Origin of the sequence: Myroides sp. LoEW2-1 (genome assembly GCF_009767705.1) — a bacterium.
GTDB classification, from domain to species: domain Bacteria; phylum Bacteroidota; class Bacteroidia; order Flavobacteriales; family Flavobacteriaceae; genus Flavobacterium; species Flavobacterium album_A.
This window is the reverse complement of sequence record NZ_WSPP01000125.1, coordinates 1-13,931: the sequence shown is the minus strand read 5'-3', so window position 1 is coordinate 13,931 and position 13,931 is coordinate 1. Positions and strand designations below refer to the sequence as shown.

Here is a 13,931-nt window from a genome sequence, read left to right as displayed (position 1 = left end):
GTCTTTACTGCTATCGCAGTAAAGACTTTTTTAGTGTATAGTTGTAATACTATTCTACTGTATAATGATAATTATTCATTCCATTATCTTGATTAACGAGCTTAAATCCTATCTTTTCAAAAATCTTCTGTCCTGAGTCATGTAAACGAGGAACAGAATACTCTAAACAAGAAATATCAAAATTGTGCAATAATGGAACAAGGCTTTTCAAAGCATTGGACATAATTCCCTTTTTCTGCATACTCCCGTTAACCCAAACTTTAGCCTGCCAATTATCATTCTTATTTTGAGGAGCTCCCAAGTATATATAGCCAATAGGCGCAAGAAAGTCTTTGAATCTAATACAGTATAAAATACTTTCTCTCTTTTTTGCCTTTCCTATAAAATGTAACAACCGCTCTTTAGCTTCTAATTGATCTGCCGCATAAAACTCCGGAAACTGTTCTTTTACTCCAGAGGTTCTACAATTATGCTCATACAAAAGTGCTTCTTGATCAATAAATTCTTCAATAATTGGCTTAATCAGAAATTTCTCATTGATATCTATTGTAGTGTTCGAATCAAAGATATCTAATTTACTATTTTGCATAGTTTCTGCTATTTAATAATTGCTATTTCAATAATCACTAAGTTAACATAAAAAACCCAATAAATAGTACAGTTTGAACAATTAAAATCCGAATTATCCCATCTTTTTTTAATTAGAAACAAACTTTAATCCTATAATCGACCCAATTAAAGTTGTGATAAAAAACAACCTCCAAAATGTAGCAGGATCTTTAAAAAACAAAATTCCCACAATAACAGTTCCTACTGCGCCGATACCTGTCCAAACAGCATATGCTGTACCTAAAGGCAAGGATTGTGTTGCTTTAATTAAAAAGCCCATACTTAGTGTCATTGCTATAAAAAAGCCAATATACCACCCGATTGCTTCATTACCTGTTGATTCTTTTGCTTTTCCTAAACAGAAAGTAAAGCCTACTTCAAATAACCCACCGATAATCAATAATAACCAATTCATTTTATGCTTTTAAAATTCGGTGCAAATTTCGCTTATATTCACCTACTTTTTTTTACATAGGTTAAAAATTATATCGGGATTTTTTAGTATGTCATTTACTTCAATTTACAAAAGACAAATCACTTTTAAAGCAATAACCAAAATAACTTCGTAAATTTCCACCATTGTCAATTCTATTTTAAATCTAAACATGAGTAGTCCAACCAAAATACCTTTTTTGAGTTTTATCCAGATTGATAAAAAATCGAATACTCCTCTTTATATGCAAATCGCCAATCAATTTAGCAATGCTATACAGAGAAACTATTTATTGAAAGGAACTAAACTACCGGGTACAAGAAAGCTATCAGAACTACTGCAAATCAATAGAAATACAGTTATTGCTGCTTATGATGAGTTACAGGCTCAAGGCTGGATTGAAAGTAAAGCCAATAAAGGAACCTTCGTTATAGAGAAAACGAAGAATACTCCTGTCAAATTAAAAAACTCTTTTGAGCAATATTCATCTATTTATCCAGATAAAGCTGGCTTTGCTTTTAAACAATCTAATATATTAGATAGCCCTTATGAGAAAATAACAACAAAATACTATTTTACAGATGGTACTCCTGACAATAGATTAGTTCAAATCAATCAATTATCGTCATTTTACAGTGCCAGCATAAAAAGAAAGACCAATAAGAAGAAATTAAACAATAGCAGTTATGAGAACAATGCCTTTTTTCTAAAAAATATGGCAAATTATCTCAACTTATCTCGAGGATTACAAATCAATACTCAAAATATACTAATCACCAATAGCAGTGAGATGAGTCTCTATATTGCAGCAGAGACATTACTAAGCAAAGAGGATAAAATCATAGTAACCGACTTAAGCTATTTTTCAAGTAATATGACTTTTCAAAACAAAGGTGCAAAAGTACTTACTGCTGGAGTTGACGAGGAAGGTATTATTATTCAACACGTTGAGAATTTATGTAAAAAACACAAGATCAGACTACTTTACATTACACCTCATCACCACTATCCCACAACAGTTACACTTAGCCCTCAACGAAGAGTTCAACTACTTCACTTAGCAAACAAATATGGTTTTGTCATATTAGAAGATGATTATGACTATGAGTTTCACTATGACAAGAGCCCAATTGTTCCCCTTGCAAGTTCTGATAAAAATGGAATGGTTGTCTATACAGGTTCATTTGGCCATTCACTTATCCCTGGTTTTAAATTGGGTTTTATAGTTGCCCCAAAGGATGTGATACACGAAATGCAAAAGCACTTAAACGTAATAAATCCACAAGGAGATATTCTGATGCAACAGGTCTTAGCAGAATTAATTGAAGAAGGTGAAATAAGTAGATATTTAAAAAAGGCCACCAAAGTATATCAGGAAAGACGCAATTACTTTTGTAAATTACTCAATGAATATTTTCCAGATCAAATCTCATTCAATAAACCGTCTGGAGGATTGGCTGTCTGGGTAAATTGGAATAAAGAAATTAACCTATACAATCTGATGAAAATTGCACTCAATAACAATCTGAGTATCCCTAAAACACTCTTATACCAAAATAAAGACATTAGGGCTACACGCCTTGGCTTTGGACATCTTGACAAAGACGAAATAGAAATAGTTTTAAGTATTCTACACCATAGTGTCAATCAGCTTTAAATTCGATAGTAGCAGTAAATTTCTAAGAGATTTGTTTTGCCTATCTGATTGATTAAATTGTAGAACTACCAGTCTTTTTGGTAGATTCTTACACGTTTTCGTCAAGCATGGCTGGTATGGTAATCTCCTTTACACAACTGGCATTAGTAGTACTCAGCACAAACTTAATTGCTGCTATGACATCAGAAAGAGGGATTAAAGCTCCTTGCGTTTCTTCTATTACTTCTTCAGTAGGTACACTTATATCAAACTCAGTTGCAAGATAGCCAAGGTTTAAAATCGTAATACCTATTTTATCTTTGCGCAGTGATTCTCTTAAACTGTGTACGATTCCTCTTAAAGCAAATTTAGTTGCAGAAAAAGCAACTTCACTTCCCTTGTGGTTTTCTAATCCCCAAGTAGATCCTATCAAAATAATTTTAGCATTACTCGATAGTCTTAAGTTAGCAATAAACGCCTGTAAACCCATGATACAAGCCGTAATATTTGTTTGTACAATTGAATCTATTTCCTTAAAAGAACATCCTTCGAAATCATACTCCTCAGAAAATGCTGTTTGTTCCCATATTCCAACATTATAAATAATACAGTCTAAAGTTGTATCGTGAATGGTTTCTTTAATCTTCAAGACAGCTTCTTCAGGTTTAGATAAATCCGCTGGAATCCAAACAAAGTCGCCTTTGGTTTGTAAAGGTTTACTTCTGGAAACACCAAATACTTTATCATCATCTTCTGGTATGCTATTTATAATAGCATTACCCAAACCTTTACTTACCCCGTATACCAAAAAACGTTTATGTTTCATAAATCAAGTTAATTATAAATATGCAATCCATTGAGAAAAGCCAATTGAAAAACTTTATTCTCTTTTTTAGTACTCTCAATAAATCCCATGTATTTTGAAGATCGCATTTCTTTGTAAACTCGTTTGGCATGCGATACTAAACCTTCTCTCTGCAAATATAAATTAAAAACCCTTTCAACTGTTTTTATATCTGTATAACACAATAAAAAATCAATAGGAAAAGCTAACTGCTGTATATTCATATCATCAGTTAACCTCCATCCTTTCTCTGAAATTAATTCAACGGCAAGTAATGTTTCTTCAAAAATGAAAAGTAAAGGGGCTAAATATTTAGATAACATTTCTTTAATTTCTAAATAGAGATTTTCTTTATTAACACTAGTGAGAACCCACGTATTTACCTTTGCGTCAGGAGGAAGTAAATCTACTACAGAAACAAGCAAAAGTGTAGCTATTGCATTATCCTTACTTCTATACTTATTAAATCGCCATTGTTGTAATCTCTCGCTTTGCACTGCAAAAAAGCAATTAACTTGAATATCACCACTTTTTTCTAATACGACAGGTTGAAATCTTATCTGTAATTCCAATTCACTGTCTTTAGATCTCTTTTTGAGCATTTGCCCTTTTTGAGAACTAACAAAACCTTGCTCTACGTAGTCCTGTCCTAAAGATGCTATTAATTGTAAAAAATCTTGTTTTACAGCCATTGTTTATAAAAGTAAAATAGTTTTTTTAACAACCTGTTTCTTTATTCTGCTATTTCTTCATTTTCAGGTAGAACACTGCTCATCAAACACTGTAGTCGAATAAAATGACGCACAAAATTAAAACAGATTAAAACCCCTATAAAATTTAGTAGGTGCATATAAACATTCAAATCAGACAAAAACTTGAATCCACCATACATTAACAGAACATTTCGAAACAAGTTAATCAAAATGAAAACAACGTAAATAAACCACCATAATACAAATAGACTAAATGGGTACTTCTTTCCGTAACTAATTTGATTCTTTCTCAAATACAAATAGCTACGTCTACACATCTTCGCTAAAATAGTAAAGGGCAAAAACAAATTAAACACGGGAACTATCCAAGCTAAAATAGTCCAGTACTTAGATTCATAAAACACCGTGTCCAGTTTTTGCAAATTCTTGAATGCATTAAAAAACCAGGCTAAAAAGGTTACTACAAAAAAGACACCTACAACAAGGTGAAACTGATTCAAATAAACACTAATTGTTTCTAAATGCACTAAATCAGAGCGCTTGTAATGAATCCCCTTTAAGACGTTACTCACCACAATGCTATCCATGATTGTAAAGTTCAATAAGGCATATACATCGACAAGCAGTAAAAAAGATGAAAACTTAACTAATTGATTTATTCTATGTGTTATTTTATCCATTTACTTATCTCCAAAGTTCAACATCCTGAATTTTAAACTCTTTTATTCTATTTCCCTTTTTATCATTCACTGCGTTATCAAAAACTACCCAATACATTAAACTGCGTTTACTCTCAGGATTTGTATAAATACAACTTAACAATGGTGCATCCTCTGCATTTCCTTTACCGTTTTTATAACTCATTGCACGTGTACAATACTTCTTCACTGATTCGTAATCACTATTGTATTCATAATCTGGTTGATCATATTTAATACTACCATCCTTCTCAATGGTATATGAACTACTTACTAAAAATCGGATACTGTAATAAGGCTTATCATTCATTTTCAATTTTTCAATTGACATCCTATCTTCATCTGCTGTTTTATAAGAAGTATAGTATAACATATCTCCTTCTAATCGATCATACATACTGTAGTTCATAGGATTCTCCTTAAACTCTTTTCCATTGGGAACCATGGTCTTGACAAGCTCTTTCACTGCAAGAGTATCAACCTCATTTTCTGTTACCAGTTGCATAAGAGTACCTATCTTTTCGCTAAAGCTCTGTGCACTCATCCATTGAGATAAACACAAAAATATCAAAGTAATTATTCTATTTCTCATAATAATAAATTTTGTCCAATATAGATACACATATCATACCCAATTAATAATTTATTGCGTGTATTTTTCTATATATTCTCTTTGCTTTTCCTTATCAATTTGCAATCCATTCAAAATATAGTTTTCCATCGAACCGTATTCCTTAGCAATACCATCAAACATTGCTTGAATATACATAGGTTTTATCCAGGAGAAATTCTCTATTACTTGATAATTTATCTTTGGATATAAAAACTTACCAAACTTAGCCAATTTCATACGACTGCTTACCTCTTCGACACGGTAATTATTAGAAAGGAGATACTCATCTATAATTACTTGTTGCTCTACCTTTAAAATACTCAATAAAATAGCTCCAATCATTCCCGTTCGATCTTTTCCTGCAGAACAATGAAACAAGGTCGACTCTGAGTTATCTAAAATAGTTAAAACTATCTCCCTTACCTTTTTGATATCGTGTGTTGGATACAAACTGTAAAACTCCACAACTAAGCTATCTGCTTGACTTGGTGTCAACTTTCCTTTTAAAACATCTTTCTTCGTTTTGCTAAACATATCTTCAGAATCATCATATGCTTGATAATTGTGATATGTTAGAGAATTTGGAATCTTGTCAGGTTTCTTTCCTATTTCTTTGTCTGTTCTTAAATCAATAATAGTAGTAATTCCCAATGAAACTACTTTCTCTTTTTCTTTACTGTTTAATTTATGCAAGTGACCACTTCTGTATATCTTTCCCCATTTAGTATAACGTCCTTCACTCGTAGGAATACCACCTAAATCTCTAAAATTGTGAACCTTTCTAAAATCAATCTCTCGATTTGATACAACTAAGGTATCCTCTTTGTGAACAACAGTAAAAAACTTTCGATCTGTATGGGTAAAGTTGACTTTATCTTCCGTAATATTTAGTGGCGTAGGATCTATGATTCTATCTCCTTTATCAAAAACACCGATATATTTGTTGCTTTGCTCAACGATGCGAGGTTTATCATTAACCATTGATGAATATTCGATTGGTTGATAAGTTGTTTTGTACGAGCACCCTTGCAAAGTCAATACAAGTAAAAAAACAACGCTAAACACCTTCTTTATTTCCATACTAATACCTTTATTTCAAAAATAAGCATAATAACCCAAAAGTGTATTTATTTACTTGTGAAAAACCACTTAAGCAATACCTCATCAAAGAAAACGCTGTGTAAAAAAGCTTTTGCCTATTTTTGCAAAAAAAAGATGACTCCTGTAGACAATATAAACAATTACTCTATAAAAGAGTTACTTGATATCTTGGGACGAGACTACCAAGAAAGTGGTATTTATATAGATTTTCACAGCTCCTTTAGCGAAAACCCCTTAAAATATCCCTATCGAAGTAATAATTTTACATTGCTTTTAATTAACCAAGGACAAATAAATTTAGAAATTAACCTGATAAAGTATACTTTATTAGAAAACACAATAACGATTATTCCTCCTCAAATGGTTATTCACTTTAGACAGTTTAGTGACAATATAAACTTTACTGCTATTAGCTTTGACAAGTCTTTTGCTTTTGAAAACACACATTCACAAAACGAAAAAAGCACATTTATCCTCTTAGCTCCCAATACGGTTAATAAGCTTTCTTTAAATCAAGAGCAAAAAAACAATATACACAACCTTTGTACCTTAATCGATCGTAAAAACAATCAAAAAAGCCACCTTACGAATCGACAAGTAGCGATAAAGCACTTGTTTTCACTACTTTTATTAGAACTCCTCGATACAAGTCAGTACAATTATAACACGCTAAAAAGAAATCTATCAAGAAAAGAAATTCTGACCATAAAGTTTCTTGAATTACTGCAAAAACACTTCAAAACCGAGCGATTAATAGGTTACTATGCAAGTTCCCTTTGTGTATCTGAAAGCTACTTGTCTAAAGTAGTTAAAGAAATAACAAGTAAAACCATAGGACAAATAATTGATGATGCTATTATTGTAGAAGCTCAATTACTATTGAGCAATACATCGATGAGTATTTCTGAAGTATCAGATATTCTTCAATTTAATTCCACCTCTTTTTTCGGAAAGTTTTTTAAAAGAAAAGTAGGTTGTTCACCCCGATTATACAGAAAAGGATTGCTTTAGAACAGTTTTGAGTAAAAAGAGGTCTTTTTTTACACTTTTATTACATTGAACTTTGCTAAGTCAAACAACAACAAGAATTAATCTCTAAAAAAACTAATAATGAGTAAGCATTATATTACTTGTCAAAAGTGTAAAACTGAAAATCTTAATAGCGATTATTGCGTAAACTGTGGGGAAGTCATCAACCTTGTTTTACGACGTCAATTGGAACAACAAAAAGTTACTGAAGAAAGAATTCAAAAAGAAATAAATGCTGAACCTACAAAATTTGAAAAGTTTACTCGTAAGATGTTAAAACACCAGAATCCTTTGATACGCATCACAGCCCTAATTATCCACTCTATTTGGATTGTTGGAGTTTCTATTATGGCTGGTATTGCTTATATCATTGGCTTTATCGCAGCTTAACAAAAAAAAGCAAATTTGAGTTTATTATATTTAATCAGTTCCTAAACGACTCCTTTGCTATAAAGCAAGCAGGAGTCGTTTTATCCTTTCAAATGAAAACAAAACTTTTTTATATCAGTTGTTGCATAGCAGCAATAATCTATGGACTACAAAAAGCAGATATCACTCTTCCGTTATGGATAAATAATTATGTAAATGATTTTTTAACGATACCCCTTGTCCTTAGCATTTGCCTATTCACATACAGAAAGGTCAAACGCAATAAAACTTTGCAATTGCCCTTGAGTTTTATATTAATTACTACATTCTATTACTGTTTCTATTTTGAATGGTATTTGCCTCAAAACAACGAAAGATATACTGGGGACTGGATTGACTGTGTCATGTATTTTTGTGGCGCATTGATATTCTATAGCTTAAATAACGCAAAAGCCCTAAAGCAGTACTCTAAATACTTAATTAAAGTATAGCTCTTTGCGTTTTCACATATGTTATTTCTAATTGACGTTTTACTGAATATATGTTAGCACAACCACCCAGAAACTACAGTAGTTTTAATGCTCATACACAATTAATCGTCCAAATTATATTGCATCCATACATTAGGCTCTATATAAACTCCTCTATTTGTTTCAATACTTATTTCTATAGGGTTTAATGCAAAGGGAATAATATATTTTCCTGACGATTGAAAAGTATACCCCGTCCATTCTTCCCATTGTTTTACAGTACCATCAACGAACATAGACTCCTTACAAACTTTAACTATCTTAGCTCCATTGTTCAAATGAGTTCTGATCCAAGAGTCGTAAGGTTGCCCTTTTTCATTAATCCACTGCATATAATCTTCCATTCTTTGCAATGGGTACAAGTGCTTCATACTTGGGCGAATTGGCAAAATAAAATCTTTCAACTTTTGTTCTCTCGCTATTGCTTTCATGAATCTCAAAAGCAATTTACTTATCCCCTGACCTTGATAATTCTTGTTGACCGCTATTTGAAGTGCACAAAGTGTATTAACCTTTGACTGTTTATCCTTGTCAATAAAAGCCTTTTCTAAAGCCCAATCCCATCCCCTATCGGATAAATTCTGGCGCTCAGATTTGGTCAAATACAAGGGTACGCAATTGCCATTGGCCACTAAAACATCACCATCCATTAGAAAAAATTGAAACAAAGGAAACTCATAATAAATCCTTTCCCAATACTCCATATTTATGCGGTCATTTAAAATATATTCTGGCCACACATTTAAGGCATCTACCTTCTCTAATAACAAGTCAAACTGAGGAGATTCAGTTTGAGTCGTTCTAATAAAAGAATATCTATTCTCTTGCATGTATCAAAATCGATTAAATAAAAACATACCTTTTTAATAGGCCTAAAGATAAATATTTCAAAGTATTTCCCCTACAAGATATATTCCTTTAATAAATAAAAAAATCAAACACATCTAATCATTAATGGCTTAATTATTGTATTTATTATTTGATTCTATTAAATAAGACAAAACTATCATTAAATATTTAATTATAAGTCTTACTTATAACAGTATCGATTCATAATATCAAATAGACTATAATTCAACAACTTATCGCGCTAAGTTTGTACCAAGAAAAAAGATATAAACTTCTAACAAATAGATTATGGAAAATAAAAAATTAACTACGGCTTCGGGAAGACCATATGTAGATCATGAAGATTCATTAACAGCAGGCGCAAGAGGTCCTGTTTTATTAGAGGATTACATTTTACACGAGAAATTAGCTCATTTCAACAGAGAGAGAATTCCTGAGCGAATTGTTCACGCTAAAGGTTCTGGAGCTTATGGTACTTTTACCGTTACTAATGATATTACAAAATATACTAAAGCTAAACTATTTGCAGAAGTAGGAAAACAAACGGATGTATTTGTACGTTTTTCAACTGTAGGTGGTGAAAAAGGATCTGCTGATTCTGAAAGAGATCCAAGAGGATTTGCAGTAAAGTTTTACACTGAAGATGGGAATTGGGACTTAGTGGGTAACAATACTCCTGTATTCTTTATCAAAGATGCTAAGAAATTCCCAGACTTTATTCACACTCAAAAAAGACATCCAGCAACTAACTTAAAGTCACCTACAATGGTGTGGGATTTTTGGTCATTAAACCCTGAAAGTTTACACCAAGTTTTGATTTTAATGTCTGATCGAGGGACTCCTTTTGGATTTAGACATATGAATGGTTATGGAAGTCATACTTTCTCAATGATAAACAGCGACAATGAGAGAGTTTATGTAAAATTCCATTTCAAAACTGCACAGGGAATTAAAAACTTAACAGGTCCAGAAGCAGATCAAATGAGAGCGACGGATATGGATTATGCTCAACGCGATTTATATCAGAATATCTCAGAAGGAAACTTCCCTAAATGGAATTTAAAAATTCAAGTAATGACAGAACAACAAGCGAATGAAGCTGTTGTTAACCCTTTTGATGTTACGAAAGTATGGCCTCATGCTGACTATCCACTAATCGATGTTGGGGTTATGGAATTGAACAGAATGCCACGCAACTACTTCCAAGATGTTGAACAAGCAGCTTTTGCTCCGACTCATATTGTAGACGGTATTGGTTTTTCACCTGATAAAATGTTACAAGGGCGTATTCTTTCTTATCCAGATGCACAGCGTTATAGATTAGGAACTAACTACGAGCAAATCCCTGTAAATCGCTGTCCTTTTATGACTAACAACTATCAACGTGATGGATACATGCGTGTAGATGGAAATGGAGAAGATGCACCAAATTATTTCCCTAATAGTTTTGATGATATAGTTGTTGATCAAAGTTACGCTGAACCAGCACAAAGAATTTACGGTGAGGTAGCTGATCGATTTGACAGAAATGCTGAAGGAGAAAATGATCACTTTAGCCAACCAGGTAACCTATATCGCATTATGACTGACCAAGAAAAGCAAAATACAATTAACAATATTGTAGCTTCTATGAGCGGTGTTGAAGGTCCTAAACGCAATGAAATTATAGGTAGACAACTTTGTCATTGGTTTAGAGCAGATGTAGAGTTAGGTACACGTATTGCACAAGGTCTTAATTTTGATATTAGCAAACACATGAATTCATAATAATTTTTTTTAAAACTCTATTACGAAAAGCGGTATTTCTTACGAAATATCGCTTTTTTCATGGAGAACATTTATCTCCGTTTTATGTACTTTAGCTTTTTAAATAAGAGCACTCAATGGCACATCGCTTATATGTTTACAACGTATCTTTAGACAAAGATTTTTACGACACTCAACTAATAGGAGAATGGAACTATGTAATTCCCATTTTCTTTTTTCCTCTATTTAGTAATCCCATAACTAAAGAGGAATTAAAAAACTTCGGTATCCGCAAGAATAAAGACTTATATTTTAATATTAAGAAAGCACTTCCTCTATTTAAAGAGTTTCACCAATGGCTCGTAGAAGAACACATTGTATATCCTTCCAAATTAGAAAAATATCAAACTGCGTATGAAAAGCAATTGCACTACTTTGAGAATCTACCTTATGACTACATACTGTTAGATGCTTCAGATGTTTATAATATGCAAGTTGGCAGTCACAAAAAGCAGTCCGAAGAACTAAGTTTAAGCATTGATGAACTTATCCATGAGTTTGTAACTACTTTTAATTACGCTTATGGCAAAGAATATATTGAAAACACAGCTGCTTACACTTATCACTTTGGAACTGGTGCTTCTTTAGTAGAACACATCAATAACGATTATGCAAACTACGGTTGGGATTGGCTTGAAAAAGACCAAAGTCAACTCGATCTTGATTATTTTGTCTTTGAAGACAATGGATTATTTGGCCTAAAAAATTATAAAGGAGAGATCATCACCCCTCCTATTTATGAATATATAAACGACTTTGAAGAAGGCGCTAAGATTACTATTTATCAAGAAAACAATTTATATGGTTTTATTGATAAAAAAGGAAACATAATCATACCAGCAAAATTTGATGATGTTAGATCTCCTCACATTAACTATATTTTTGATCAAGACAATCAAGATACTCACATAGAGGAGTATTTAGCTCCTGTCTGTACAAATGAACATTGGGGACTAATCAATATAGAAACTCAAAGCTACATTATACCATCGCAACACAAAGACATTGAGTTAATAAATGCAACTTACTACAATGTGTTTAATGGAAGTAAATATGCTATTTTCGATGAAAAAGGCAAACAGTGTACTAACTTTACAAGTTCCTCATTATTTGAATACCACTACAGTCATTTTTGCTCACAGAATGGAGAAAAGTATAGCTTTTATAGCCCTACCTTTAATTACTTAGGAGAATTTAACTACGCTGACGTTGAAGAAAGTTACGTCAAAGATACCCTGTTAATACCTTCCTTAAACTATCCAAAAAAGAAAACACTTATTGATTACAGTGCAAATGTGATCTTAGATGACTTAGTTAGTGTTTCTCACTTAACTGACCAAAACATCCTTGTTAACAAAGGGGCAGAGAAAGGTATCTTTAACTTAAAGTCAAAACAATACACTCTTGAACCTTTTAGGTGTAAAGTCGAACAGTACACTTTTTATGACATCAATTTACAACAACACCAACTCTACTTTTCTCATGGTAAGAAAAAGGGAATTTACGATAGTCAAAGCCAAAGGTGGGTTGTGCCTTATGAGAACTTTGATTACATTAAAGTACTAAACAACAACAAAGCTACTGTCAAGTTAAATGAAAAATGGGCTCTAATTGATTTCGATCAACAAGTTGACACTTTCGTTTACGATTGTAATTTTATTACTCTTCACAAAATATTTGATGAACAAGAAGTTATTATTATCTACAAAGATGACACGGTATATAGTTATAAAAACAATCAATACCACTCCATCTCCAATAGTGTCATGTTACTTTTATACAGCATTCTAACGTATGACACGGACCAAGAATACGCCCTATTGAACAACTATTTTCAACGTGTAAAATCAAGTATCACTATTGCTGATTACCAACCTATCTCACACTTTAAAATAAATTGGATCAGAGAAAAGTTTCTTGAAAAAGAGGAAATCGCTTTATATGATCAACTCTTGTTTTTTGCAGAAGAATTAAATCACAGCGACCTACTCCAAGACTTAGGATACAAATACTTAACTGAGCCTGATTACCTCGATTACAACAAGGCTCTAAAGTTATTTCACATAGCAGAACAACACAACAATCCTTACTCTATTACCAATATTGGATATATGTACGAATATGGTTTAGGAACTGAAATAGACATTAAAAAAGCTTTAGAATACTATGAGAAAGGAGCAGAATTAGGTAATGAAACAGCTAAATATAATGCTGCTATTATCTACTATTTTGGACAGGGCAACATTGAGAATGATTTCAATAAAGCCCTATATTACTTTAAAAGAATCAAGAACAACGACAACTATATTGAGGACTATATAGCCGATTGTTACTACCTTTTAGGCGAGTACAATAATGCTCTGAGACACATTAAAAAAGACATCAAGCAAGAGGATCGACTGGGATCACTCCTATTAGGTAGAATGCATTGCTATGGTTATGGAGTAACAAAAGATGTAAGAAAAGCAATCCCTCTCTTGGAGAAAGCTATTCAAAATAATTGTACGAATGCCATTTATGACCTGATACATATATATGCCCATGAAGGCGATGCTATCGATCAAGAAAAGTTAGCTTACTACCTCAATCTTTTAAAAGAAAACAAGATGGAACTGCCCGAAGAATACCAAGACAAAAACTATCTTAGCAAACTTCTTGGAAAATGGTTTAAAAAGTAAAATACAAAGGGGATGAGCAGATT

General features: G+C 32.4%; 13 protein-coding genes. 5 read left to right on the top strand and 8 right to left on the bottom strand.

Annotated elements, in window-relative coordinates; all coding sequences use genetic code 11:
* Window positions 1-49 precede the first annotated feature (49 nt).
* Window positions 50-589, bottom strand: coding sequence for a GNAT family N-acetyltransferase (locus GOQ24_RS08610; protein WP_155092790.1), 540 nt, complete (start codon window positions 587-589; stop codon window positions 50-52).
* A 108-nt stretch (window positions 590-697) separates the two neighbouring features.
* Window positions 698-1,024, bottom strand: coding sequence for a DMT family transporter (locus GOQ24_RS08605; protein ID WP_155092789.1), 327 nt, complete (start codon window positions 1,022-1,024; stop codon window positions 698-700).
* A gap of 190 nt (window positions 1,025-1,214) precedes the next feature.
* Between GOQ24_RS08605 and GOQ24_RS08600 the strand changes: the two genes are divergently transcribed.
* A complete protein-coding gene (locus GOQ24_RS08600; RefSeq protein ID WP_155092788.1) occupies window positions 1,215-2,699 on the top strand; it encodes a PLP-dependent aminotransferase family protein in 1,485 nt (494 codons plus the stop codon).
* 88 nt (window positions 2,700-2,787) lie between these two features.
* Here the strand turns inward: GOQ24_RS08600 and GOQ24_RS08595 are convergent, their stop codons facing one another.
* The 5 genes from GOQ24_RS08595 to GOQ24_RS08575 are packed head-to-tail and all read right to left on the bottom strand — an operon-like array spanning window position 2,788 to window position 6,626.
* Window positions 2,788-3,504, bottom strand: a complete 717-nt coding sequence (locus tag GOQ24_RS08595) for an SDR family NAD(P)-dependent oxidoreductase (RefSeq protein WP_160339479.1) — start codon at window positions 3,502-3,504, stop codon at window positions 2,788-2,790.
* An 8-nt stretch (window positions 3,505-3,512) separates the two neighbouring features.
* Window positions 3,513-4,214, bottom strand: coding sequence for a hypothetical protein (locus GOQ24_RS08590; RefSeq protein WP_155092786.1), 702 nt, complete (start codon window positions 4,212-4,214; stop codon window positions 3,513-3,515).
* Window positions 4,215-4,255: 41 nt separating this feature from the next.
* Complete coding sequence (locus GOQ24_RS08585; protein WP_155092785.1) at window positions 4,256-4,915, bottom strand: DUF4328 domain-containing protein; 660 nt, start codon at window positions 4,913-4,915, stop codon at window positions 4,256-4,258.
* Between the two features lie 4 nt (window positions 4,916-4,919).
* The gene (locus GOQ24_RS08580; protein WP_155092784.1) at window positions 4,920-5,525 is read right to left on the bottom strand and encodes a hypothetical protein; all 606 of its coding nucleotides are present in this window, start codon (window positions 5,523-5,525) and stop codon (window positions 4,920-4,922) included.
* A gap of 51 nt (window positions 5,526-5,576) precedes the next feature.
* The gene (locus GOQ24_RS08575; RefSeq protein ID WP_160339478.1) at window positions 5,577-6,626 is read right to left on the bottom strand and encodes a tyrosine-protein phosphatase; all 1,050 of its coding nucleotides are present in this window, start codon (window positions 6,624-6,626) and stop codon (window positions 5,577-5,579) included.
* Between the two features lie 135 nt (window positions 6,627-6,761).
* Between GOQ24_RS08575 and GOQ24_RS08570 the strand changes: the two genes are divergently transcribed.
* Both GOQ24_RS08570 and GOQ24_RS08565 read left to right on the top strand, forming a co-directional pair.
* Entirely contained in the window at window positions 6,762-7,658 is an 897-nt protein-coding gene (locus GOQ24_RS08570) for a helix-turn-helix domain-containing protein (RefSeq protein ID WP_160339477.1), read from the top strand.
* A gap of 99 nt (window positions 7,659-7,757) precedes the next feature.
* Complete coding sequence (locus GOQ24_RS08565; RefSeq protein WP_155092781.1) at window positions 7,758-8,066, top strand: hypothetical protein; 309 nt, start codon at window positions 7,758-7,760, stop codon at window positions 8,064-8,066.
* 571 nt (window positions 8,067-8,637) lie between these two features.
* Here the strand turns inward: GOQ24_RS08565 and GOQ24_RS08560 are convergent.
* Window positions 8,638-9,405: a GNAT family N-acetyltransferase gene (locus tag GOQ24_RS08560; RefSeq protein WP_160339476.1), complete on the bottom strand. Its 768-nt coding sequence runs from the start codon at window positions 9,403-9,405 to the stop codon at window positions 8,638-8,640.
* A 307-nt stretch (window positions 9,406-9,712) separates the two neighbouring features.
* Between GOQ24_RS08560 and GOQ24_RS08555 the strand changes: the two genes are divergently transcribed.
* On the top strand, window positions 9,713-11,191 hold the full coding sequence (locus GOQ24_RS08555) for a catalase (RefSeq protein ID WP_155092780.1): 1,479 nt from the start codon (window positions 9,713-9,715) through the stop codon (window positions 11,189-11,191).
* Window positions 11,192-11,307: 116 nt separating this feature from the next.
* Window positions 11,308-13,908, top strand: a complete 2,601-nt coding sequence (locus tag GOQ24_RS08550) for an SEL1-like repeat protein (protein ID WP_160339475.1) — start codon at window positions 11,308-11,310, stop codon at window positions 13,906-13,908.
* Window positions 13,909-13,931 lie beyond the last annotated feature (23 nt).